This is a genomic window from Fructilactobacillus sp. X2R5C2 (assembly GCF_059901375.1).
In genome coordinates this window covers 1-23,158 of sequence record NZ_JBWXUX010000005.1, presented here as the reverse complement: position 1 = coordinate 23,158, position 23,158 = coordinate 1, and the positions used below count along the sequence as shown (strand labels likewise).

Here is a 23,158-nt window from a genome sequence, read left to right as displayed (position 1 = left end):
CTAAAAAATGCATCCCACTAGGATGCATTTTTATTTTGTTTCATTACTCGTTTCATAAACTGATCTTTTTGATCAAAGACGGTCTCGTTCATGAAGCCGCTGGGACCATGGGGCACACCATCAATGATATGGACTTCAACGTTCTGCTTGCCAATGAACTTAATCAGTTCAACGGCCATGTTAATGGTTTGAACGTATGGCACCACTCGGTCACCGGTTCCAGCATAGAGTAGTGCTGGCACCATCGCTTCATTCAAGTACGTGGTTGGATCGGCTTCAGCCACTAGGTCAGGAACATCAACGGGTCGATGAAATCCCAACATTGCGCCTTCAAAGGAATCGGAATCCCCAGTCTCCTTAAAATTAGGAACCTGTCCGAGGGCTTCAAACTCCGGCTTCAAAAGTGCCATGTCGTACAAACCATACGACGAAATTACCCCATTGACCTGACTAGAGTAGTCAAAATCAGAGCCGAAATCACTTTCCAAGTGACCACTGGCTTCAGAAGCCGCCAGTAACATGGCCAATTGAGCCCCTGATGATTCCCCCATCATGAAAACTGCGTTACTATCAAAGTGATAGCTATCAGCATGGGCTTTGACGAACCGGACCACGGCTTTTAGCTCATAAATGGCGGTTGGAAATGGCTTCATGTAGCTCAGAGAATAATTGGGACTAACAACCGCGTAACCACGCTTTAAGAGTTCCAATGCTCCATTTAGTTTAAAGGAACTTTTCTGGCCAAAGTACATTCCACCACCGTGCACGTCGATGATAACTGGGTAACTATCACGCTTCTCATTTGGTAAATAGATGTCTAGTTTATGTCGTTCTCCCTCAGCATACGGAATATCAATGAATTTGCGCTCCACAAAATCCGTATCGGCGGGTGAAAACGGATGTTCACGTTCAATAAATTTAACCATTTTAAGACTCCTTTGCAGTAGTTAAATTTATGATAATTCAAAAAAGATAGTGCGGCAATTATTCCCACTTAATAGGAAGAAAGCCACCCTAATTTCAAAATAAATTAATTTATTGACGTAGCTAGCCGTTACTGTCAGTAAGGTAATTCACTAATTTTGTTCATTTATTTCTCAAATATCAGTTTTTTCTATTGCTTTTTGAAAAAAGAGCCTAAAATCAATCCACGGTTGTTTAGAAGCAGTTTCTAAGCGATATTTGGAAAAAGGGGTGAGAAACATTGGATAACAAAATTCTAACTGACGATGACTACGCCAAAATGTCACCGTCAGATCTCACTAGCAAGCTAGACACCTCAATCACAAAGGGCCTAACTACCAGCGAAGCAAAACAAAAGTTACAAACTGACGGCTACAACGTCATTAAGAAGGGGAAGCAGCAATCCGGAATCGTTGCCTTTCTGAAAAACTTCACCTCATTAATGGCAATGCTGTTGTGGGTCAGTGGTGTAATCGCAATTCTTGCGGGCACCGTTGATCTAGGAATTGCCATTTGGGCGGTTAATATTATTAACGGACTCTTCTCATTTTGGGAGGAACACGCGGCCAAGAAGGCCACCGACGCTTTAAGTAGCTTACTGCCAACCTACGTTAACGTAATTCGAAACGGCAAATCGATCCAGATTAACGCAGATGAGATTGTCCCTGGCGATCTCCTACAGTTGCAAGCTGGAAACGCCATCCCCGTTGATGGGGTTGTCGTTCATTCGGCTTCCCTTCAAGTCGATGAATCCGCCTTGACCGGTGAATCACTGCCCGTTGACAAGGATACTAAGTATCACCACGGCGATGGCAAATTTGCCATCTCCAACGTGGTTTATGCCGGAACGGTGGTTACGAACGGAACTGCCACGGTACTAGCCGTTAAGACCGGGATGAACACCGAATTTGGTAAGATTGCTAGCTTGACCCAGAACCAAAAGGCCACCGTTTCACCACTTACCAAAGAGCTGAATCGCTTAACTCGTCAGATTTCGATCATTGCCTTTGCGATTGGAATTACCTTCTTCATCTTAGCCATCTACTTCGTTCATTATCCACTTGCCAAGTCATTTATCTTTGCACTTGGGATGATCGTAGCTTTCATTCCTGAAGGACTTCTACCAACCGTCACGCTTTCCTTAGCTCACGGAACTCAAGTCATGGCTAAGAAACACGCCCTCTTAAAGGACCTAGACAGTGTTGAGACCTTGGGTGAAACCAACGTAATTTGTTCCGATAAGACCGGAACTCTGACGCAAAATCAGATGACGGTCAACCACGTTTGGCTCCCCGATAAGGAATACAACGTCACTGGAACTGGATATTTCAATAACGGAAAGATCCAGTTTAACGGAAAAGACGTTGATTTATCTAACGAAAAAGATCTCGCGCTCCTGTTAAACATCGCACTATTAAATAACGATACTTCAATTAAATACGACCCAGACGACAAAAAGGCTCCTTCAATTTTAGGAACTCCAACCGAAGCTGGGTTAAACATTTTAACCGACAAGGCTGGGCTGAAAAAAGATGACTCAGCTGAAAAGAATCCACGTCTAAAGGAATTGCCATTTGACGCCAACCGTCGTCGAATGACCACGATTCAAAAGGATCCTGAAAACGGCGAAGACGTCATCTACACCAAAGGTGGTCTAGACAACATCCTTTCCATCTGTAATCGCATCCTGGTAAATGGTCAGGTTCGTCCCATCACTGAAGACGACAAAAAGAAAATTAACAAGGCTAACGCGGATTACGCCAAAAACGGACTTCGTTCTTTAGCCTTTGCCTACCGTGATGACGATACCGATGATCCAAACAAGGCCACGGTTGATAACACCGAAAAGAACCTTGTTTTCGTAGGTTTGGCCGTTATGTCAGATCCACCACGAGAAGAAATCTTTGACGCCGTTAAGAAATGTCACAGTGCTGACATCAAGATCATTATGGTCACTGGTGACAGTTCCTTAACCGCTAAGAGTATTGCCGTTCAGATCGGCATTACCTCCGATAAGGCACGGGTCATCACCGGCGAAGAATTATCAGCCATGTCAGACGATCAACTTCAAGAGGCTGTTAAAGGAGAAGTCATCTTCGCCCGAGTGGCTCCGGAAGATAAGTACCGTATCGTCTCCATGTGTCAAAAGAATGGTAACGTCGTCGCCGCAACTGGTGACGGGGTTAACGATGCACCTGCCCTAAAGAAGGCCAACATCGGAATTGCCATGGGTGTAAACGGAACTGACGTTGCTAAAGATGCCGCCGACATGATCTTAACCGACGACAACTTTGCTTCAATCGTCGCCGCAATCGAAGAAGGACGAACCGTCTACAGTAACATTCAGAAGTTCCTGCTCTACATTTTGAACAGTAACATGGCCGAAGCTTTCCCATCCATCCTGTTCCTAATCTCTAACGGTGCTATTCCCCTACCATTAACGGTAATGGAAATTCTGACCGTTGACCTTGGAACTGATTTACTTCCAGCTCTAGGACTTGGAACCGAAAAGAGTGAACCAGGAATTATGGATCAGCCACCACGTCCCCGTGATTCTCATTTGTTAAACAAGGGAATTATCGCCAAGGCGTTTGGTTGGTACGGACTGTTTGCCTCCATCATTTCAACGGGAGCCTACTTCTTCGCCAATTACCAGCACGGCTGGCCTCATGTTCCATTGTTTGCCAGCGGAAACATCTATGCTGAAGCCACCACGATGACACTTGCTGCCATTGGTTTCTGTCAGATTGCCGCCGTCCTAAACTGTCGTACTCGTGTGACCTCATTGTTCAAGATTGGGATCTTCAGTAACCATCGTATTATGTGGGGGATCGCATTCCAGATTGTCTTGATCACCCTGCTAATTTACGTACCGTTCCTACAAAGTGTCTTTGGAACCTACTCAATTGGTATCAGTGATTGGATCTACCTGATTGCCATCCCAATTCCACTAGTACTGCTCGATGAGCTCAGAAAGTACTTCGTAAGACGTCACATTCACAACAAGATCAACAAGCGAATGGGTCATTTACAAAAATTAGAAAAGATTTTATAGAATATCAAAAGGGATGCCGAATGATGAGTTCGGCATCCCTTTTTTGTACATAACCACAACTATTTAAATATTTTGTATCAAATACGGCTTTAAAATTGCCTTCACGTTGCTAGCTAACTTAGCCTTATCAATTGGTTGTTCGGATAAAATGATCTTTTCGATAATTCCGTCAATCCCATAACAAATGAAATCCAACTCAGTTTGACTAATATCTTTAATGACAAAAGCAAGCTGCTCCTTCGTAAAAGCATGGAACTCTTTACGAAACTGATATGAATTTTGACTTTTAAGTAAATTATCGAAAAAGGTTTGATTCTGGGTGAAAAAATTGATCCAGAGTTCAATTTTTGCTTGGATTTTAGTGTCATTGATATCTCGACAGGTCAATTTTAATTCGTCAAAATAAGAATCCATGAAATCCAAAACCAATTCAGACTTATCAGCATAGTGATCGTAGAAGGCTTTCCTCGTGATATCAGCTTTATCACAGATCATTTTAACCGAGAGATCATCTAAACTAGTTCCTGCTTGTAATAATTCTTTAAAGCTAGCTTGGATGGCTCCTTGCGTCTTACGAATTCTTCGATCTATCTTTTGTTCCATTTGTGATCACCTTTTTTAAGTATGTAGTTGCCAAAGTAACAATTGTATTATAATATACACGTGTAACTTATTCAATGAAATCTTATATTACGAGGAGATAACTAATGAAAACCGTTTTAATTACTGGAGCTAGTTCTGGGATGGGATACCAAACTGCCAAATTATTGGCAAAATCAGGTTTCCAAGTTTTTGGAGCCGCCAGAAACATCGCTCCCATGGATTCTTTAAAAGATTTAGATGTAACTCCAATTAAAATGGATGTTACTAGTCAAGCGTCGATGCAAGCCGGGGTTAATCAAATTATCCAAAAGGCTGGCAAAATTGATGTTTTAATTAACGGCGCCGGATACGGTTCTTTCGGTGCCATCGAAAACGTCAGTATTGAGGAAGCCAAACGTCAATTTGACGTCAATGTCTTTGGCCTCGTGGCTTTAACTAAATTGGTTTTACCACTTATGGAAAAACAACACTCAGGAGAAATTATTAATATTTCTTCCATGGCCGGAAGATTTAGTAGTCCCCTCGCTGGTTGGTACTTCGCCTCCAAACACACCGTCGAAACTCTAAGTGATTCATTATTACGGATGGAAGTCAAAAGATTTGGGATCAAAGTCGTTTTAATCGAACCCGGCGTGGTTAAAAGTAATTGGTCTAAAATCGCAATGAAAAAATTAGTTGATTCATCGATGGGAACCAGATACGAACAAGCCGCTAAAGAGATGGAAAAGAAAAATAACCAGCTCTATGCCTCTAAACTGGCTTCACAACCAGCATTAATTGCTAAAACGATCAAAAAAGCCATTGAAACCAAGCATCCCAGACCAAGATATCTAATTGGATTTGGGGCTAAACCAACGATTTTCTTTAACGCCATCTTACCCACTCGTTTGATGGATCTGATTGTCCCTAAATTCATGTAGGAGGAAACTAAGATGATTAACATTCCTAACAAAATGCCCGCCCTGCGGATTATCAAATATCGACACCCGTTTGTGAAAGACACCATTCCCGTTCCACAAATAAATGACAATGAAGTTTTGGTATCAATTAAGGCTTCGTCCCTAAATCCGATTGACTACACGATTCAATCGGGTAAAGTCAAGATCATCATGCCATATAAATTACCCATCACGGTTGGCAATGACTTTTCGGGCACCGTCGTTCGTGTGGGTAAAAGGGTTACTAAATTTAAACTAGGCGATCAGGTATACGGACGTCCCGATGATTTTCAAAGTGGTACGTTGACCGAATTTATTGCCATTAACGAAAATGACATCGCCAAAACTCCCAGGAACCTATCTCTAACCGATGCGAGTGCTGTTCCCTTAACTGGATTAACGAGCTATCAAGCTCTAATCGAAATTGGAAAACTGAAAAAGGGCCAAAAAGTCTTCATCCAAGCTGGTTCAGGTGGAGTGGGCACCATGGCAATCCAAATTGCTAAAGCAGTGGGTGCTTATGTCGCCACCACTACCAGTAAAAAGAACTTTGATTTAGTGCGCTCACTAGGTGCCGACCAAGTAATTGATTACAACACCACGGATTTCTCTGAAATATTAAAAAATTACGATTTGGCTTTTGACACTCAGTGTGGTAAGACCCTATCGAAGACCTTTAAGATCCTGAAACCTGGCGGCAAACTAGTTACAGTTAATGGAATTCCCACCTTCAAATTTGGCGCACAACATCATTTGGGCCTCCTAAAATCAATTTTATTTGGAATTGCCAGCAGTCCCATGAAGCTGTTAGCCAAAAAATACCACGTTGAATATACCTTCTTTATCATGCACCCTAGTGGTCGTCAACTAGAGCTCTTAACTAACATGATTGAAAACCATGAACTTAAACCGATTGTTGATAGGGTCTTCCCCTTCAGTGAGGTCTTTGAAGGATTTAAGTTACTAGAGTCGCATCATGCCACTGGTAAGGTTATCATTGAGATGAAGTAATATAATAATTAGCTTTAGATATAAAAGGATGCCGAACTCTCCGTTCGACATCTTTTTTGTATGAAATTTAGATTTGCGATTCAAATAAGCCCTTATTAATTATCATTTTCTTTTCCCTTTTCTATCTTTAGTTGCTTTTTGCTTGTCAGTATCAATATCATTGGCAACCATCGATTCACTCTTATCCGGGGTGGTACTAATACCCTGATGCTTTAATCTTGGAAAAACCAATCGATCGGCAACTCCCGTGATACTTCCTTGAAATAGGAAGGCAAAGATCGTCCCAATTCCGTAGTATTCGATCTGATGAGTGATGAGAAAAGCAATGATTTCAACAATCGTAGGAGGAATGTAGGAAGACCACATTGCTTTAGTAGCGTTACCCTTGAAATACTTGAAACGGAGAATTTGCATCAAATCATCGTTGGGATGCAGTACCAGATTAACCCGCTGATAAATCGAAATCGCGATTCCGATTAACGCCACTCCCATAAAATTAACAAGGACATAAACCGTAATTAATAATGGAGTGTGAGCATCAGGTAACCTAATAATTTGAGTGAATAAATCATAAAATACCTGAACTAACCAAGAAAACGGGATCATAAAGATGAGATTACCAACCGCGCGTCCCCAGTCCCATTTACCAATCAAAATCGCATTTAAAATGATGATAATAATTCCAACCAGGACGAAGGTCCAGAATAAATCCCAGTGAATGGCGATACTCAGATTAGTTTCAGCAGCGGTCCAATACGCCGATCCCAAAAAATGTGGAAAGACCTTGGCGCTGGTCACTAAAGTTAAAACGTTTCCAAGCGAATTAATGATAATGGAAATGATAAAGTAAACAATCGAGACGGGCATTGAAATCGTTCTTGGCATTTTTTCCTGAGCCATAATATCACATTTTCTATTTAAGATCTGGATTTACCGCAACAACGATCTTACCCACCTTAGGAGTAGTGTGATTCAAGGCACCTTCAACTTCATCCAGTTTTAGGATATTATTTTGAAATGGTTCAGTTTGAACGGCTCCGGACTCTAATAACGCAATTGAATCTTCAAAAGCGTGTGGATTAATGATTGAGCCCTTAATGGTCAATTGTTTCTTAAAGACGTTGTAAGTATTCATGGAGAAAGTTTGGTCTGGCTTTCCAACTCCAAACATCATAACTTGTGCACCTTTATTAGTGTGCTCAGCGGCTTCTTCCTGAGTTTCGGGACGGCCGACCGCCTCAACTACAAAATCATAATTTTCTTCAATCGGCGTCTTAGACGTATTAATCACTTTATTTAACTTAAAATCAGTTTTCATTTGATGTAAGACCTGATCATTGAGACCAGCCATATCAATGCTTTGAATGCCATAAGCTCTAAGGATTTGGGCAAATAGTTTCGCCATGAATCCATCACCAATAATTAAGGCTTTTTGGTATGGAGTAATATTTTCAGTAATTTTCATAGCGTGGACCACACATGAAATCGGCTCAAGTGAGCAAGCTGCTTGTAGCGAGATGGAGTCAGGTAATTTATAAACCACTTTTTCTGGCGCGGTAAAGTACTGTTCAAGGCCACCATTTCGTGTAACTCCAATCGCTGACAAGTTGTCACATAACTCATAACGACCAGTCCTACAGTAAAAACACTTATCACAGTAAATGTTTGGATCAACCGCAACCCGATCACCCTTCTTAAAATCTTTGACGTTTTTACCAACTGCGGCAACAACACCTGAATTTTCGTGACCTAGCACAATTGGTGGAGTGGCATCAGTCGACCCTGGTAAGCCATTAAATAACCCATTATCGGTTCCACATAAACCAGCGTAGGCCGTTTCAACCAGAACTTCATCATCTTTTGGAGTGGGTAAATCAAGTTTTTCCATTTCCATTTTTTGTTTTTTAGTCATTACTAAAGCATTCATTTTTTCATTCATAATAAACGGTGTCCTTCCTACATTTATAAGTATTATCAATTAGTAGTAAGTAAAATAAGCGCTTGTTTTTATTTACGCCCTTAATATAGACTCACAAGCTTGATAATGCAACCGCTTACACAACTGATGTGGCAATGTAGAATGACTTCACAAACATTTCTAGATCGATGAGCTAGTTTAAGATCAACGTTTTATATATGATTAATTTAATTTTTATTTTGACTAAAATACCAACATAAAGATTCATTTCACAACTAATTTATAAGTAAATAAAAATACAATTTATTAAAAAGCTGGGTATTATAAAAATAATACCCAGCTTCTCTTCATTTATTTAAATACATCGACAATTTCAGGAACAAACCATCCCAGAAAACCACCAAAAGCAAACAGCAGCCACCAATAATGAGAAATAAAATACCAAAAATTCATACTGTGCGTGTGTTTTACTATCACATCACTAGATCCAAAAACGAGGTCATCAATAGTACAATTAAAAACCTTGGTTAGATTAATTAAATTAGTTAGATCAGGAGTAGAAACTCCAGCCTCCCAGTTATTAACTTCTGGCTTTGAGACGGATAACTTATTAGCAACTTCCATTTCAGACAGATGATTTGCCTGCATGTAGCTTTTTAGTCTTTCTGGAAATACGACATTCATTTGCAATCTCTCCTATCTCTCAAGTAAGTAATAAACTTATGATTATTGAGAGTATATTACTTTTGGGGAATATATCAAATCAATTATTTCAGCATTAATTATATCATATAATAAATAATTATTTATTTTAATAAAAAGATCAAATTAATGATAAAATAATATAGTTGGCTCGTCGCAAATCTATTGCGAGGAGGAATTCATATTGTTAATGCTCTTATCGTCATTTATGTTACAACTTGTTGGCGGAATGATACTTTTATTATTCCAACATTGGTTAAACAAGTAGTAACAAGTGAGCCAACATTTTGGCCATGCCACAAAAAAGCCCTTAACTACTGCAATAGTTAAGGGCTTTTGGCATTCATATTGTTAATCTCTTATATTTTTATTATAACACATAAATTCATTGTTTATAAAAAGAGTTTACCAGCTCTAACTAATAAGCTACTCTCATTAGTTCATCACAAATTTATAATCTGTGTACCTCTCACTGATTTAATTATATATTATATTTAATCAATTATTTTCTTTCAAATCTAGGATTTCCATATGTATACGACCAAGCCGTGATTCCAATAATGGAAATTGCTTCTAAAATTAAAGAACCAACTAATAATGGAGTATCACTATAGTATTTTTTGTTTTTCATGTTAATCCTTTCTTCCTTTTTCTCTTATATTACCATTTTAGTCATACAGCAAAAAAGCCCTTAACTATCGCATTAGTTAAGGGCTCTTTGGCATTCATATTGCTAATCATTTACATTTTTATTATAACACATAAATCTAACTACTTACTAAACCAAAAATCATTCTTTCCCCTTCATCGGCTTCGCCGGATCACCGACCACCGTTGTATTTGCAGGCACATCTTTAGTAACGAGAGATCCAGCACCCACGATAGCATTTTCGCCAACCGTCACTCCAGGTAAGATAATTGCTCCCGTACCAATCCACGCATTTTTATGGATGTGAATTGGTTTCAAAATAACCAAATCACGGTAAGCTGGCCGCTGATCATGGTTGGCAGTGATTAGCGATACACGGGGACCAATCAAGACATTTTCATCAAGATAAACTCCACCAAAATCATCAAACAAGCAATCAGTATTAATCAAGACTCCCGATTTTAAGAAGATATGCCCACCAAAATCAGTTTTTAACGGGGGAAAACCATGACATTATCTGGAACATCCCTACCAGTTATTTTTTCCAACAATTCATGTTGTTTGTCAGGATCATCCTCATTATTGAATTCCATTAATAACTTAGCCTTCTGATCGTGGACCTCAAAGAATGGTTGAAAGTCAGGTTTGCGAAAATCAAAGGTCCCACCATTTAATGCCTCTTTAAAAATATCACTTGTCATTATCTTCACCCTTATTCATCAATTTATTTGAACCATTTTACGTAAAGACCCTTAGCTAATCACATTAACTAAGGGTCTTAAATTTGGATTACTTACTATTTCTATTAATTGGTCTAGCTGGATCCCCAACGTAAGTTGAATTAGCTGGAACATCTCGAGTCACAACTGATCCTGCCCCAATAATGGCATTTTCACCAATCGTCACTCCCGGAAGCACAATGGTTCCAGTTCCAAGCCAAGCATTCTTGTGAATGTGAATTGCCTTAGCTGTAATCATGTCACGGTGATCTGGACGGGTATCATGATTCAAGGTAATTAATGAAACTCGTGGCCCGATTAAAACGTTTTCATCAAGATAAACTCCACCAGCATCATCAAAAAGACAATCAGTATTGATTAGGACCCCTGACTTTAGGAAAATATTACGACCAAAATCAGTTTGTAGGGGTGGAAAGACCATGACATTATCAGGAACCTTCCTACCGGTAATTTTTGCCAACAACTCTTGTCGAGTAGCTGGGTTAGCTTCACTATTAAACTGCTTTAGTAATGCCGCATTTTGATGTTGAATATCAAATAGTGGTACAAAAGATTTATCACGGAAATTAAAGGTGCCACCGTTTAAAGCGGCTTTAATTAATTCGTCTGCTTGAGTCATAATTATCTACCCCATTCTCTATTTTTTTAGAGTCTTAAAACTCTTGTGATAAGAATAACATTATCTGATTGTAATTAGTACCAAAAGCCCTCCAAGTCAACTTTAAAACGCTTTTAATCATTAATTACATCACAATCAATCCGTTCCTTATGTTCACTTAAGTCGAGCCCCTTTGTCTCTTCCTCAGGGGTAACTCGCATCTTCGTAACGTGCTTTAAGACCAGCACAATTAGGAACACCATGATGGCAACAAACACAATACTAAAGGTCGTTGCAAGCAGCTGAATCCAGAACTGATGTAAAGATCCGCCAGCAAAAATCCCACTGAATTTTACCTGAGGATTGATGGCCTTACTGGCAAACAGTCCCGTCAAAAGACTTCCAACGATTCCAGAAATACCATGACAACCAAAGGCATCGAGCGTATCGTCAACGTGCAAACGCGGCTTTAAGTATTTAATGAACGTGTAACTGCACAGGGTGGCAATGATTCCAATCGCAATGGCACTGCCAATGCCGACAAAACCACAGGCCGGTGTAATGGCAACTAGGCCACAAAGGGTTCCGGTACATGCGCCCATCAGGGATGGAGCCCCTAAGATGAAGACGTCTAAAATGATCCACGTCAACATAGAAGTAGCAGTTGCAATCGTGGTAGTCAACATGGCCTGAAACGCAATGTGATTAATGGCAAGGGCCGAACCGCAGTTAAAGCCATACCAACCAAGCCACAGGATGACGGTTCCAAGAAAGACCCACGTCAGGTTATAGGCCTTATCGTTTTTACCACGATGATGTCTTCCAAGCATAATGGCCAAGACCAACGCGGTAATCCCCGCGTTAATGTGAATGACCGTACCACCGGCAAAGTCCAGCACACCCATTTGTTGTAGGAAGCCCCCACCCCAAACGATGTGAACCAATGGGTAATAAATCAAAATACACCAGGCAATCGTAAACAGGATCAGAAATTTAAACTTCATCCGGCCAACGATGCCACCAATCCAGAGGGCAGGCGTAATTACCGCAAACATCATCTGGAACAGCATGTAGGATCCGTTTGAAATGGGTCCAGCAGTAGCCGGAGCGGTGAAATTAAAGTTATGGAGCATAAAATCATGCAAACCACCAATAATATTGAAGTAGTTTCCAGAAAACGACAGTGAGTAACCAATGATCACCCACAAAAGAACCGGAATACTGCACATGATGAACACCGACATGAGCGTGTTAACCACGTTTTTTCTTGAAACCATCCCGGCGTAGAAGAACGCCAGTCCTGGTGTCATGAAGAACACTAGAATCGTACATATAAACACAAAAACTTCGTTTGCTGCCATTTATGTCACACCCGTTTTCTAATTTAATGAATAACCATAGTTTAGGCTTTAATTTTCATTTGAACAGGTTTGATGTCTCAATATGTGACATGAGATGGATAATTTTTGCCAAGTCGCCTTTCTTGACGAGCTTCCCATGTCAGGGTTTAGTATTGCATGCGTAAGTTGAAAGGAGTTAATGATTATGTCTGTTGAAAATAAAGTAGTCGTAATTACTGGTGGTTCTTCCGGTATGGGAGAAGCTACCGCTAAACTAGCACTGACAAGAGGTGCCAAAGTGGTCGTTGGATCACGTAATGAAGAAAAATTAGAACGAATGGCCGATGAAGTTGACCATCCGGAAAACTTTGCCTACAAACTAACTGACGTTACCAAAAAAGATCAAGTTCAAGCCTTAGTTGACCTGGCTATCGACAAGTTTGGTAAGTTAGACGTCATTTACAATAACGCTGGAATCATGCCACAAGGTCCAGTCGATGATCCCAATAAATTAAGTGAATGGCAAGCCATTTTGGACACCAATATCATGGGAGTCCTCAACGGAATTGTTGCTGCTGTTCCCCAAATGAAGAAGCAGGGTCACGGTTTGATCATGGCAACTGATTCCGTTGCTGGTCACGTGGTTTACCCTGGTTCAGCCGTTTACAACGGTTCCAAATACGCCGTTAAGGCCATCATGGAAGGCTTACGTCAGGAACAACACAAGAATGGTATCAAGACGGGAGTTGTTTCACCAGGTTCCGTTAACACGAACTTGATGTCCACCATCCACGATGACACCATTAGAAAGGGCATCGAGGACGCCGGCAACAGTACCAAGAACGGCTGGTTAAGTTCCGATGATATCGCTGAATTGGCCGTCTTCATGATGAGCCAACCAGAAAACGTTGATATTAACGAAATTCTGGTTCGTCCAACCGACCAAGATATTTAACTTAAACCTAGTTTAAATTAAACTCCTACTCACGCGAGTAGGAGTTTTTCGTTACACAATCTTAATCATTTTGAGCGTTCATTTACTTGAATCAGACTTAAATTAAGAGTTAAATGGTTTCATATCGTAAGTTAAGAGAGGAGTTTTGATATGACAATTGAAAATAAAGTCGTCGTTATCACCGGCGGTAGCTCTGGGATGGGAGCCGCTACTACGAAGTTAGCCCTAGCACGAGGTGCTAAGGTAGTGGTTGGTGCCAGAAACCAAGATCAACTAGAACAACTCGCCACCGAAGTTGATAATCCTAAAAACTTTTCTTATCGGGTCACCGACGTCACGAAGAAAGAAGATGTCCAAGAACTAGTTGGCATGGCCATCAGTCAGTACGGTCAACTTGACGTGATGTACAACAACGCTGGGATCATGCCACAGGGACCAGTTGATGATCCTGATCGTTTGATTGACTGGGAAAAGACCATCAACACCAATATTATGGGAGTCTTAAATGGAATCGTCGCTGCCGTTCCCCAGATGAAACAACAGGGACAAGGCCTCATCATGGCAACCGATTCCGTTGCCGGTCACGTAGTTTATCCTAATTCAGCAGTTTATAATGGTTCTAAATACGCTGTGAAAGCCATCATGGAGGGCTTACGTCAGGAACAACACAAAAACGGCATTAAGACGGGAATCGTTTCACCAGGATTTGTGGATACGAACCTGATGGATACTATCAACGACGATGAGATTAGAAATCAAATTGAAGCTGGTAAAAAAGGTTGGTTGAGTCCAGAAAACATCGCGGAAATCGCGGTCTTCATGATGAGTCAACCAGAAAACGTTGATATTAACGAAATTTTGGTTCGTCCAACCGATCAAGATGTTTAATTGAATTAGATATAAATAAACCTTCACTCAATGAGTGAAGGTTTTTTGTTTAAAAAAAGAAGTAACCATCACGTTACTTCTTTTAAAACATTATTTAGGTTCAATCTGGACTGTGGCACTCACTGGTCCGTCTTCTAACATTGGTGGCATGTATGGACTGCCAGCGTACTTCTTCTTGTATTCGTCACTAACCGCTTGTTTCGTCTCGTCGCCGTCATCGGCTTTCACGAAATTAACCTCGTAGTCCTGGTTAGCTAGATGAATCCGACCAGCGCCTTGCTTCATAGCCGATTTATACCAACTAGAGTTTTGACCATTAGCAGCACGAACGTACAACTTACCGTTTACAACTACTGACCAAATCCACGTTGGGGTTCCATAGGTCACCCCATCATCGTAGAACGGTGAAACGTGCATATCATCAGCTGGTGCAAACGCGTCTAATTGTTCTTTCGTCCAGTTTTTTGCCATATTATTCCTCCTCAATTAATCTTTATCAACAATGACCAATGATTTAATGGCCTGCCGTTTATCCATGGCCTCATAGGCATCCTGAATGTGATCAAGATCAAACCGCTTGGTAAAGACCTTTCCGGGATTAATCTTGCCGTCTAAGACCGCTTTCAACAAAACTCCTCGGTCATAAGTGGTAACGGGTGCGATTCCACCACGTAAGCCAGTGTTATTAAAGAACAGGTTGTTAGTGTTCATTTCGGCCTTTTGTGGAATCCCTACTCGACCAACCACGGCACCTGGTCTAGCAACCTTAGTTGCGGTATCAACCGATTGTTCGGTTCCAACACATTCAAGGATTGCATCGGCACCAGCACCATCGGTGAGTTCCATGACGTGCTTAACGGCGTCATCCCCACGTTCTGGGACAATGTCAGTGGCACCGAATTCTTTGGCTAACTTCTGGCGATCTTCGTGACGACTCATAGCGATAATTCGCTTAGCGCCACGCAACTTGGCCGCAATCACACCGCAAAGACCAACGGCTCCGTCACCCATGACGACAACCGTGTCACCGTCTTTGACTTCCGCACTGGCAGCGGCATGATAACCCGTTGCCATTACGTCAGCAAGGGTCACAAATGAATTCAACATCTCATCCGAGTAATCGGATGGCTGACCGGGAATCTTAACGAGCGCCCAACTAGCATTGATAAAGCGCAAGTATTGTCCCTGATAACCACCGTTAATGCCATTTTCCTTATTCATACAATTGCCGTCAAATCCAGCCCGACAAGCCGCACAATGACCACAACCATGGGTAAATGGTGCAATCACGAAGTCACCTGGTTTGACGTTTTTGACATCTGAACCGACCTCTTGCACAATGCCGATTCCTTCGTGTCCCACGGGACTGCCGTGTTTTCGATCAGAAATACCACGATACCACCAAAGGTCAGAACCACAGACACTGGCTCGAACCATTTTAATGATGGCGTCAGTCGGTTTCTTAATCTTGGGCATCGGTTCGTCAATGACTTTCACTTCACCCGGTTTGATAAATTCAGTTACTTTCATTTCAATTCCTCACAATTCAAATCATTAGGATTCTCGGTTAATGGCGATACTTTCTCTGACGTCTAGTTGACGATCTTGCAACAGGCGGGTGGCCAGATCGGCAATGCTGGCGATGGCAACCCGATTGCCACTAACGGACTGCCCCTTATACGTAATCTCGTACTCACTACTATCGTTATCAAACCATCCCGGTCGAATCAGCGTGTAGTCTAAATCAGAGCTTTCAATCACGTCAGCGGCTTTCCGGTACGGTTCCAGACGAGGATTATTCTTTAAGTTTCCACTGGCTGAAACCTTAGCGGGAACCTCATTATAGATTCCCATAGACGTGATGAAGACCAACCGTTTGACGTTTTCGTCATCCATTGCCTGAACAATGTTCTTAGCCATTTCGGGTAAATTTCCACTAAGAGCCACGAACACTTCGTCCTGACCTTTCACCACTTTTTCTAAGGCCGACAAATCATTCACATCACCACTAATGGCTTTTTCACGATCATTATTACTAAATTTTTGACCAGAACTTCTGGAAAGCAGGGTCAGAAAGTCATCAGTCTGATCCAATAAATTTCTTCTGACGGCTTGCCCCACGTTGCCAGTTGCTCCGATAATTAAAATTTTTTTCATATGATAAGCCTCGTGTGCTTTAATTATTTAACAAAGTTCTGAATAGTAACGGGATCACGGTGATTGAAGAATTGGCTTTCGCCCTTGTCTAAGTTAGCGATTTGCTTCATATCATCGTCACTTAATTCAAAGTCAAAGATATCAATGTTTTCTTCCATTCGGTTCTTATGAGTTGATTTTGCAAGCGTTACGATGCCACGTTGATATTCCCAACGTAAGATGACCTGACCAACACTCTTACCGTACTTTTCACCGATTGATTTCAACGTTTCGTTGTTGAAAATGTCATGCTTACCCTCCGCAAAGGGTGCCCAAGCTTCGGGACGAACTCCGAATGATTTAAGGTAATCAACGGAAGTCTTTTGTTGTTCCCAAGGATTAATTTCAATTTGATCAATGACAGGTTTAACGTCGTTGAACATTGCTAAATTAGTGATTTGGTTGTCGTAGAAGTTGGAAACTCCGATGGATTTAATCTTGCCCTCTTTTTGCATCTCTTCAAGCGCTCTCCATGAGCCAAAGGTTTCACCATAAGGCTGATGAATCAAGTACATATCAAGATAATCAAGTCCTAGTTTCTTGAGACTAGTCTCAACCATTTTCTTGGCTTTATCGTAGCCACTGTCAGTGAACCAAACCTTAGAAGTCACGAATAAGTCTTCACGCTTAACGCCCGACTTCTTAAGTCCCCGGCCAACGGCCTCTTCGTTCTTGTAGTATTGAGCGGTATCAATCAAACTGTAGCCTGAGTCAATGGCATCAATCACCGATTGTTCCGCCTGTTCTGGATCGGTAATTTGAAAGGTTCCAAAGCCAGTTGCTGGAATCTTATTGCCATCATTTAAAGTAAAATATTCCATAATAGATCTCCTTATTTGCTGTTATTTGTTAACTAACCATAATTTACACCCTCACTTGGGATTCGATGCAAGTAAAGTGTTTCTAATATCAAAAAAGGACAGCCACTAATGGTTGTCCTTAATTTATGCATTTTCAAATTTGGCCATCCAGTAAACGTCACGGTACTTGCCGTTGACATAAAACTGGCCCTTTAAAGTTCCCTCAATCTTAAAGCCAAACTTTTCATAAATGTGAACGGCGGGCTTATTTTCCACGTCCACGTACAGAAAAATTTTGTGAAGATTCAGCGTCTTAAATCCATACCTAACGCAGGCATCAAACGCTTCTTGTGCGATCCCATTGCCCACGAATTCATCACTTAGGGCAATCTCAATTTCAGCATTACGGTCCCGTGAGTTAATGTCAATCAGCGCCACAATGCCCGCGAACTTTCCGTTCACATCAATCGCAAAATTGCGAATGGTGGGATCGTTGTTCTCACGTTCATACCTCGCTTCTAGTGACATCATCGATTCGTATGGTTCGGCAAACCAGTAATCCATGGTCGGCTTATCATTGAATAATTCATGAAGTTTTGGTAAATCAGTTTTTTCTAAGGCTCGTAATTTCATTCAAGTTCCCTCAATCGTTTTAGTTAATGGCATAATCTTATCAATTTTAGGCCACTTTGACAATTGGACGGAAACGATTCTCTATTCAGTTTTCGGCGTCTTTAAAACTGGTTTCTCCCAGAAATCGAGCGCCGCAATCGAATTAATAATGTAGTAAATGTATTTTCCAACGTTTGCGAAGTTGCCCTGAACGACAGCTTTGAGGAACTGGATCAGATTATAAATGAACCAGTATTTCCACTGCACGGTCAACTTCATCGCGTTCAAAATGTTGGCCGATAGTGACAGATCAAAGGCAATCACGACAATCCAGAATAAGAGGTGGGTAGATCCACTTGGCCAGCCAACTAGATTGGCCGCAAATGAAAACAGGAAACTACCCAACAAGATCCCAGTCATAACCAACCACTTCTTGACACCAGTGAAAGGACGACTGGCCTGATATTTTTTCGTTTTCATCCATTTATTAATCGCAAACGTGTAAATGATGAAGGTCACGGGATACGTGACCACGGCGGCCTTATTGCCCAAGACGTAATCAATGAAGGCCGATAGCACGACGTTAATTAGCCCAATGATGTTTCCCAGATTGTTCATCCGACCGGTCAACCGGGTGGAGTAGATCGATAGGATCGAGTTCACGATCGAAATCATCCCAAAGGGCACGAAAATCGCCCATCCACCCCAGTGAGTCACATCCGCCAAATTCTCGGTTAGATAACCACTGGCAATCGAGGTAACCACCACAATCGCAACCCCTACTAGATCAAACCACTTACTTTTCGCTAATGCATGCCACATTATGAACATCTCCTCATTGTTTTTAGCGAGGCGTACCGGAAGCAACCCTCGTTATTGATTTTTATCACAAATAGTTGAACAGTTTAAGTATAGCATTTATCCGAGAAAATACTTAACAAAATTACCTAAAAAGTAATCCCTCCTCTTCAATTCATCATTAGTCTATAATCGATCTCAATAATCATATTCTATGGAGGTTTTTATTTTGCACATTGACACGAAATTAATTCACGGAGGAATCAGTGGTGACAAGGAAACGGGCGCCGTTTCCGTTCCGGTCTACCGCACATCAACCTTCAAACAAACTAAGCTTGGTGGGAATCCGCGCTGGGAATATTCCAGAACTGGAAATCCCACTCGTTACGCCCTTGAGACCCAGATGGCTGACCTTGAAAATGGAACGGCCGGTTTCGCATTTAGTTCCGGAACGGCTGCCATCAACACGATCCTTTCGATGTACTCACAGGGTGATCACATCATCGTCGGACAAGATCTGTACGGTGGCACAATCCGTCTGATTAACCAGGTTATGAAACGCTTTGGCTTGGAATTCACGGCCGTTGACATGCAGGATCCTGACGCGGTGGAGAATGCTTTTCAGGATAATACCAAAGTAATTTACTTTGAAACCCCAACCAATCCGCTGTTGACAGTCGCTGACATCAAGAAATTATCGGAAATTGCGAAAAAACATGGTGCTAAAACGATTGTCGATAACACCTTTGCCACTCCGTACAACCAGAATCCGTTGGACTTAGGAGCTGACGTAGTCGTTCATTCCGCTACGAAATACCTTGGCGGCCACAGTGACGTCGTAGCTGGGATTGCCGTGACCAACGACGACAAAATTGCCGAACAGTTGGCTTTCCTACAGAATTCCATTGGGAGCACGCTTGGTCCCGATGACAGCTGGCTGGTTCAACGTGGGATCAAGACATTGGGTGCTCGCATGCGGGTGCATCAGGACAACACAAATGCCATTCTTGATTTTCTTAAAAACGAACCTAAAGTGGCCAAAGTCTATTATCCTGGCGATCCCGAAAATCCGAACTACGAAGTTGCCAAGAAACAGATGCGCAACTTTGGTCCGATGATTTCATTTGAACTGCAACCAGGACTTTCACCAAAGACGTTTGTCGAAAGCCTTCAAATTATTACCCTAGCTGAAAGCCTCGGTGGCGTTGAAAGTCTGATTGAAGTTCCAGCAGTCATGACCCACGGTTCCGTTCCACGAGAAGAACGCCTAAAAGACGGTATTGCCGATGGTCTGATTCGTTTGTCAGTCGGAATTGAGGATAAGGAAGACTTGTTGGACGATTTGAAGCAGGCGTTTGGGAAAATATAACAATTATTACTAGTTCTATTATTTAATATAATGCCATTGATTGTCTCAACAAGACATAAATAGACCTGTTAGAAATCTAACAGGTCTTTTTTATCCATATTAATAAAAAAAGCTAATCATCACTGATTAGCTCCACCAAATTAACGCACCTGAAATCTGCGCTTGGAAGAGATCACACATATCTCTTCCTTTTTTATTACACTATTATTATATGTGATAAATTAAAAATTGTCAATTCAATCTATTTTTACTCCCAATCGAAATTAATCTGTTAAACTAAAACCAAATAATTAATGGGAGGTACATCATGACTAGAAAAATTGGAATCATTGGTGACGGACACGTTGGAGCTACCGTGGCTAACTACATTGTTGTCAACGGTTTAGTTGATGACCTAGTAATGATTGACAAAAATGAAGCTAAAGTGAATGCTGACGCAATCGATTTTCGGGAAGGGATGCCTAATCTACCCTTCCACACCAATATCACCGTCAACGATTACGACGCTTTAAAAGACGCTGACATCGTTATTTCAGCCCTTGGTAAAATAAAATTGTCTAATAATGATAGTGGCAATCGGTTTGCCGAATTATCTTTCAACATTGATCAAGTTAAAGAGGTTGCACCTAAGATTCGTGATTCAGGCTTCAATGGAATCTTGATCGCTATTACTAATCCGGTTGACGTGATTACTCAGTTGTACCAACAAATTACTGGTCTACCTAAGAAACACGTTATTGGAACTGGTACCCTTCTAGACTCTGCCAGAATGAAACAAGCGGTAGGCGAAAAATTAGGCATTGATTCGCGCTCCGTAACTGGCTACAACTTGGGTGAGCATGGCAATTCCCAGTTTACCGCCTGGTCTACTGTCAGAGCACTTGACCAACCAATTACTGAACTGGCCAAAAGTCGCAATCTCGATCTAGACGCTTTAGACCAAGCAGCTCGTTATGGTGGCTTTACTGTCATGCAAGGTAAGGGCTACACGAGTTACGGCATTGCCAGTGCTGCAGTACGATTAGCCAAGACCGTTCTGTCAGATGCACGAATCGTTCTCCCAGTCTCTAACTATCGATCTGATTACGGAGTCTACTTCTCTTATCCAGTCGTAGTTGGCAGAGACGGCATCATTGAAGATGTCCCACTAGACTTAACCGACGAAGAAAAGGATAAGTTGCAGGCGTCCGCTGACTTTATTAAGAAGAACATTGAAAAATACAGTTAAATAAAAATACATCATAACTCTTAGATGATCTAGGAGTTATGATGTATTTTTATGATTTTAAGTAATAGTTATTATTAGTTGCAATAATTTACATTTAAGTGTATATTTAAGTGAAATAAATAACAAGGAGAAAAAATATGGATAAACCTATTGATTTAGAACATCAAATGATTATATATTTTCAGAAGCACAAGAATGGATTTACTGCATCAACGTATTTGGATGAAAAATTTCCAGAATTTTCGATAATTAATTCGGATGATTTAAATATTAATAAAGAGAACATGCTTGTTTTTTGTATGGCAGTTCAGCTTTTAGATCATAGCAAAAAACAAGAAATAGCGAAATTTATTGAAAAAATGGCAAGTGAAATTAACTTTGATGAAACTGATGAGACAAAGAAACAAAAATATCTTACAAAATTCAGAAAAGAATTCTTAGAATTTATTAACAAAATGAACAAAGACTAATATATTAGTATAAAAAAATGATTGCCCCAATCAGGCAATCATTTTATTTTCTTTTTATAATGAGCAGCCAAGGACTTGAACCTCAATCTCACGAATAAAGAATTCGTTGCTCTAACAGTTGAGCTAGCTGCTCGCAATCAAAACTTAACTACAAATAATATTATAATGCATATTGTCGCATTCGACAACACTTTTAGCCAATCAACTTCTTAAGTTTTTTGCAATGATTGGATTATTATTTGACTTAAAATACCCCACAATTGTTAGACATCATCTAATAATTATGGGGTATTTTTTATGGTTAAATCTTCAGCTAAATCATATACAAAAAGCGATCAAATTCATAATGAATTTGGTCGCTTAATGTTAACAGATATCAAAATCCCTTTTTAATTTATTATCTTAATACCTGGTTAAAACTACTATTGGTTCTCTTTGCGTTTCTTAAGTCCCTTAAGAGCTCCACAAAGTCCAATCATAGCAAGTTCAAAGATACCTACAGCAGCTAGATCATTGCTACTTTGTCCGGTTTGAGGTAACTTGCCTGCTTTACTATTTTTCTTAGCAGCGTTATTACCGTTGTTTTCCGAAGTATTAGTTGAACCATTTGTACTTACACTAGTTGAAGTGTTGGTTGATCCATTAGTACTCATAGATAAACTATCACTGGTTGAAGCACTGCCGCTCATTGATGTGCTTGCACTGGTACTTGCAGAGTGGTTGTTGCTCATCGAAGTGATAGTTGAACCACTGGCACTCGTTGATTGACTAGCACTTACTGAAGCGCTATCGCTTACGGATTCACTAGCACTAACACTTGCGGAATTATTTTCACTCATAGAAGCACTTGATGAATCGCTAACACTTGTAGATTGGCTACCACTTACTGAAGTGGTACCGCTCATTGAGTCGCTGGCACTAGCACTAGTAGAGTTACTTAAGCTATCACTAGTTGAAATACTATTGCTGTCACTGTTACTCAATGAAGTACTAATGCTAGTAGAATTACTCAAACTGTCACTAGCACTTGTCGAAGCGCTGTTGCTAGTGGAAATACTATCACTGGCTGAAGCACTGCCACTTACAGATTCGCTGGCACTAGTACTCTCTGAGTGATTGTTGCTCATCGAAGTACTGATTGAGTCACTAGCACTCGTTGATTGACTAGTACTTACGGAAGCACTGTCACTTACTGAGCTGCTGGCACTAGTACTCTCGGAGTTATTATTGCTCATTGAGGTACTAGTCGAACCACTGGCACTCATGGATTGACTACCACTTACAGAAGCACTGTCACTTACGGATAAGCTAGCGCTGGTACTTGC

25 protein-coding genes and 1 tRNA gene are annotated in these 23,158 nt (G+C 40.9%); 8 read left to right on the top strand and 18 right to left on the bottom strand.

From position 1 onward, the window contains the following. Positions 1-17 precede the first annotated feature (17 nt). Entirely contained in the window at positions 18-926 is a 909-nt protein-coding gene (locus AC6UD2_RS06525) for an alpha/beta hydrolase fold domain-containing protein (protein WP_500698402.1), read from the bottom strand. Positions 927-1,243: 317 nt separating this feature from the next. On the opposite strand from AC6UD2_RS06525, the gene AC6UD2_RS06520 reads away from it, so the two are divergent. Further along, positions 1,244-4,018, top strand: a complete 2,775-nt coding sequence (locus AC6UD2_RS06520; RefSeq protein ID WP_500698425.1) for a cation-translocating P-type ATPase — start codon at positions 1,244-1,246, stop codon at positions 4,016-4,018. A 63-nt stretch (positions 4,019-4,081) separates the two neighbouring features. On the opposite strand, the gene AC6UD2_RS06515 is transcribed toward AC6UD2_RS06520, so the two are convergent. Beyond that, positions 4,082-4,621, bottom strand: a complete 540-nt coding sequence (locus AC6UD2_RS06515; RefSeq protein ID WP_500698401.1) for a TetR/AcrR family transcriptional regulator — start codon at positions 4,619-4,621, stop codon at positions 4,082-4,084. A gap of 104 nt (positions 4,622-4,725) precedes the next feature. On the opposite strand from AC6UD2_RS06515, the gene AC6UD2_RS06510 reads away from it, so the two are divergent. Beyond that, positions 4,726-5,541: an oxidoreductase gene (locus tag AC6UD2_RS06510; RefSeq protein WP_500698400.1), complete on the top strand. Its 816-nt coding sequence runs from the start codon at positions 4,726-4,728 to the stop codon at positions 5,539-5,541. Between the two features lie 12 nt (positions 5,542-5,553). Then, positions 5,554-6,570: an NADP-dependent oxidoreductase gene (locus AC6UD2_RS06505; protein WP_500698399.1), complete on the top strand. Its 1,017-nt coding sequence runs from the start codon at positions 5,554-5,556 to the stop codon at positions 6,568-6,570. 102 nt (positions 6,571-6,672) lie between these two features. Here the strand turns inward: AC6UD2_RS06505 and AC6UD2_RS06500 are convergent, their stop codons facing one another. From AC6UD2_RS06500 to AC6UD2_RS06465, 8 genes are all read right to left on the bottom strand, one after another. Beyond that, positions 6,673-7,470, bottom strand: coding sequence for a DUF6198 family protein (locus tag AC6UD2_RS06500; RefSeq protein WP_500698398.1), 798 nt, complete (start codon positions 7,468-7,470; stop codon positions 6,673-6,675). 13 nt (positions 7,471-7,483) lie between these two features. Continuing rightward, on the bottom strand, positions 7,484-8,497 hold the full coding sequence (locus AC6UD2_RS06495; protein WP_500698424.1) for a zinc-dependent alcohol dehydrogenase family protein: 1,014 nt from the start codon (positions 8,495-8,497) through the stop codon (positions 7,484-7,486). A 342-nt stretch (positions 8,498-8,839) separates the two neighbouring features. Further along, entirely contained in the window at positions 8,840-9,172 is a 333-nt protein-coding gene (locus AC6UD2_RS06490; protein ID WP_500698397.1) for a helix-turn-helix transcriptional regulator, read from the bottom strand. A 520-nt stretch (positions 9,173-9,692) separates the two neighbouring features. Next, positions 9,693-9,821 (bottom strand): hypothetical protein, encoded by a 129-nt coding sequence (locus AC6UD2_RS06485; protein ID WP_500698396.1) that lies wholly within the window; start codon positions 9,819-9,821, stop codon positions 9,693-9,695. Positions 9,822-9,980: 159 nt separating this feature from the next. Next, the gene (locus AC6UD2_RS06480; RefSeq protein WP_500698395.1) at positions 9,981-10,289 is read right to left on the bottom strand and encodes an acyltransferase; all 309 of its coding nucleotides are present in this window, start codon (positions 10,287-10,289) and stop codon (positions 9,981-9,983) included. A 41-nt stretch (positions 10,290-10,330) separates the two neighbouring features. Then, on the bottom strand, positions 10,331-10,540 hold the full coding sequence (locus tag AC6UD2_RS06475) for a hypothetical protein (protein WP_500698394.1): 210 nt from the start codon (positions 10,538-10,540) through the stop codon (positions 10,331-10,333). Between the two features lie 88 nt (positions 10,541-10,628). After that, the gene (locus tag AC6UD2_RS06470) at positions 10,629-11,198 is read right to left on the bottom strand and encodes a DapH/DapD/GlmU-related protein (RefSeq protein ID WP_500698393.1); all 570 of its coding nucleotides are present in this window, start codon (positions 11,196-11,198) and stop codon (positions 10,629-10,631) included. 113 nt (positions 11,199-11,311) lie between these two features. Continuing rightward, positions 11,312-12,538, bottom strand: a complete 1,227-nt coding sequence (locus tag AC6UD2_RS06465) for an ammonium transporter (RefSeq protein ID WP_500698392.1) — start codon at positions 12,536-12,538, stop codon at positions 11,312-11,314. Positions 12,539-12,722: 184 nt separating this feature from the next. Between AC6UD2_RS06465 and AC6UD2_RS06460 the strand changes: the two genes are divergently transcribed. Both AC6UD2_RS06460 and AC6UD2_RS06455 read left to right on the top strand, forming a co-directional pair. Then, positions 12,723-13,472: an SDR family oxidoreductase gene (locus tag AC6UD2_RS06460; RefSeq protein WP_500698391.1), complete on the top strand. Its 750-nt coding sequence runs from the start codon at positions 12,723-12,725 to the stop codon at positions 13,470-13,472. A 150-nt stretch (positions 13,473-13,622) separates the two neighbouring features. Next, positions 13,623-14,360, top strand: coding sequence for an SDR family oxidoreductase (locus AC6UD2_RS06455; protein WP_039143654.1), 738 nt, complete (start codon positions 13,623-13,625; stop codon positions 14,358-14,360). Between the two features lie 90 nt (positions 14,361-14,450). Here the strand turns inward: AC6UD2_RS06455 and AC6UD2_RS06450 are convergent, their stop codons facing one another. The 6 genes from AC6UD2_RS06450 to AC6UD2_RS06425 form a co-directional block, all read right to left on the bottom strand. Next, positions 14,451-14,831: a DUF2255 family protein gene (locus AC6UD2_RS06450; RefSeq protein ID WP_500698390.1), complete on the bottom strand. Its 381-nt coding sequence runs from the start codon at positions 14,829-14,831 to the stop codon at positions 14,451-14,453. Between the two features lie 15 nt (positions 14,832-14,846). After that, positions 14,847-15,890, bottom strand: coding sequence for a zinc-dependent alcohol dehydrogenase family protein (locus tag AC6UD2_RS06445; RefSeq protein ID WP_500698389.1), 1,044 nt, complete (start codon positions 15,888-15,890; stop codon positions 14,847-14,849). A gap of 24 nt (positions 15,891-15,914) precedes the next feature. Further along, positions 15,915-16,517 (bottom strand): NAD(P)H-binding protein, encoded by a 603-nt coding sequence (locus AC6UD2_RS06440; protein ID WP_500698388.1) that lies wholly within the window; start codon positions 16,515-16,517, stop codon positions 15,915-15,917. A 23-nt stretch (positions 16,518-16,540) separates the two neighbouring features. Then, positions 16,541-17,377, bottom strand: a complete 837-nt coding sequence (locus AC6UD2_RS06435) for an aldo/keto reductase (protein WP_500698387.1) — start codon at positions 17,375-17,377, stop codon at positions 16,541-16,543. A 123-nt stretch (positions 17,378-17,500) separates the two neighbouring features. Next, positions 17,501-17,989 (bottom strand): GNAT family N-acetyltransferase, encoded by a 489-nt coding sequence (locus tag AC6UD2_RS06430; protein ID WP_500698386.1) that lies wholly within the window; start codon positions 17,987-17,989, stop codon positions 17,501-17,503. Positions 17,990-18,070: 81 nt separating this feature from the next. Further along, complete coding sequence (locus AC6UD2_RS06425) at positions 18,071-18,790, bottom strand: nicotinamide mononucleotide transporter (RefSeq protein ID WP_500698385.1); 720 nt, start codon at positions 18,788-18,790, stop codon at positions 18,071-18,073. A gap of 205 nt (positions 18,791-18,995) precedes the next feature. Here AC6UD2_RS06425 and AC6UD2_RS06420 point away from each other — a divergent pair, with 205 nt between their 5' ends. From AC6UD2_RS06420 to AC6UD2_RS06410, 3 genes are all read left to right on the top strand, one after another. Beyond that, complete coding sequence (locus AC6UD2_RS06420; RefSeq protein ID WP_500698384.1) at positions 18,996-20,135, top strand: trans-sulfuration enzyme family protein; 1,140 nt, start codon at positions 18,996-18,998, stop codon at positions 20,133-20,135. Between the two features lie 307 nt (positions 20,136-20,442). Next, positions 20,443-21,363 carry an L-lactate dehydrogenase gene (locus tag AC6UD2_RS06415; protein ID WP_500698383.1) on the top strand — a complete coding sequence of 307 codons (921 nt, stop codon included), beginning with the start codon at positions 20,443-20,445 and terminating at the stop codon, positions 21,361-21,363. A gap of 137 nt (positions 21,364-21,500) precedes the next feature. Next, on the top strand, positions 21,501-21,833 hold the full coding sequence (locus tag AC6UD2_RS06410; protein WP_500698382.1) for a hypothetical protein: 333 nt from the start codon (positions 21,501-21,503) through the stop codon (positions 21,831-21,833). 60 nt (positions 21,834-21,893) lie between these two features. Here the strand turns inward: AC6UD2_RS06410 and AC6UD2_RS06405 are convergent. Beyond that, positions 21,894-21,966: transfer RNA gene (locus AC6UD2_RS06405), tRNA-Lys, on the bottom strand. A gap of 289 nt (positions 21,967-22,255) precedes the next feature. Next, positions 22,256-23,158: LPXTG cell wall anchor domain-containing protein (locus AC6UD2_RS06400; protein WP_500698381.1), on the bottom strand; the 903-nt coding region annotated here is incomplete at its 5' end.

What these genes read in the sequence shown, in the direction of transcription:
- AC6UD2_RS06525 (WP_500698402.1), bottom strand. Translation starts at nt 926, where the DNA reads ATGGTTAAATTTATTGAACGTGAACATCCGTTTTCACCCGCCGATACG.
- AC6UD2_RS06520 (WP_500698425.1), top strand. Translation starts at nt 1,244, where the DNA reads ATGTCACCGTCAGATCTCACTAGCAAGCTAGACACCTCAATCACAAAG.
- AC6UD2_RS06515 (WP_500698401.1), bottom strand. Translation starts at nt 4,621, where the DNA reads ATGGAACAAAAGATAGATCGAAGAATTCGTAAGACGCAAGGAGCCATC.
- AC6UD2_RS06510 (WP_500698400.1), top strand. Translation starts at nt 4,726, where the DNA reads ATGAAAACCGTTTTAATTACTGGAGCTAGTTCTGGGATGGGATACCAA.
- AC6UD2_RS06505 (WP_500698399.1), top strand. Translation starts at nt 5,554, where the DNA reads ATGATTAACATTCCTAACAAAATGCCCGCCCTGCGGATTATCAAATAT.
- AC6UD2_RS06500 (WP_500698398.1), bottom strand. Translation starts at nt 7,470, where the DNA reads ATGGCTCAGGAAAAAATGCCAAGAACGATTTCAATGCCCGTCTCGATT.
- AC6UD2_RS06495 (WP_500698424.1), bottom strand. Translation starts at nt 8,497, where the DNA reads ATGAATGCTTTAGTAATGACTAAAAAACAAAAAATGGAAATGGAAAAA.
- AC6UD2_RS06490 (WP_500698397.1), bottom strand. Translation starts at nt 9,172, where the DNA reads ATGAATGTCGTATTTCCAGAAAGACTAAAAAGCTACATGCAGGCAAAT.
- AC6UD2_RS06485 (WP_500698396.1), bottom strand. Translation starts at nt 9,821, where the DNA reads ATGAAAAACAAAAAATACTATAGTGATACTCCATTATTAGTTGGTTCT.
- AC6UD2_RS06475 (WP_500698394.1), bottom strand. Translation starts at nt 10,540, where the DNA reads ATGACAAGTGATATTTTTAAAGAGGCATTAAATGGTGGGACCTTTGAT.
- AC6UD2_RS06470 (WP_500698393.1), bottom strand. Translation starts at nt 11,198, where the DNA reads ATGACTCAAGCAGACGAATTAATTAAAGCCGCTTTAAACGGTGGCACC.
- AC6UD2_RS06465 (WP_500698392.1), bottom strand. Translation starts at nt 12,538, where the DNA reads ATGGCAGCAAACGAAGTTTTTGTGTTTATATGTACGATTCTAGTGTTC.
- AC6UD2_RS06460 (WP_500698391.1), top strand. Translation starts at nt 12,723, where the DNA reads ATGTCTGTTGAAAATAAAGTAGTCGTAATTACTGGTGGTTCTTCCGGT.
- AC6UD2_RS06455 (WP_039143654.1), top strand. Translation starts at nt 13,623, where the DNA reads ATGACAATTGAAAATAAAGTCGTCGTTATCACCGGCGGTAGCTCTGGG.
- AC6UD2_RS06450 (WP_500698390.1), bottom strand. Translation starts at nt 14,831, where the DNA reads ATGGCAAAAAACTGGACGAAAGAACAATTAGACGCGTTTGCACCAGCT.
- AC6UD2_RS06445 (WP_500698389.1), bottom strand. Translation starts at nt 15,890, where the DNA reads ATGAAAGTAACTGAATTTATCAAACCGGGTGAAGTGAAAGTCATTGAC.
- AC6UD2_RS06440 (WP_500698388.1), bottom strand. Translation starts at nt 16,517, where the DNA reads ATGAAAAAAATTTTAATTATCGGAGCAACTGGCAACGTGGGGCAAGCC.
- AC6UD2_RS06435 (WP_500698387.1), bottom strand. Translation starts at nt 17,377, where the DNA reads ATGGAATATTTTACTTTAAATGATGGCAATAAGATTCCAGCAACTGGC.
- AC6UD2_RS06430 (WP_500698386.1), bottom strand. Translation starts at nt 17,989, where the DNA reads ATGAAATTACGAGCCTTAGAAAAAACTGATTTACCAAAACTTCATGAA.
- AC6UD2_RS06425 (WP_500698385.1), bottom strand. Translation starts at nt 18,790, where the DNA reads ATGTGGCATGCATTAGCGAAAAGTAAGTGGTTTGATCTAGTAGGGGTT.
- AC6UD2_RS06415 (WP_500698383.1), top strand. Translation starts at nt 20,443, where the DNA reads ATGACTAGAAAAATTGGAATCATTGGTGACGGACACGTTGGAGCTACC.
- AC6UD2_RS06410 (WP_500698382.1), top strand. Translation starts at nt 21,501, where the DNA reads ATGGATAAACCTATTGATTTAGAACATCAAATGATTATATATTTTCAG.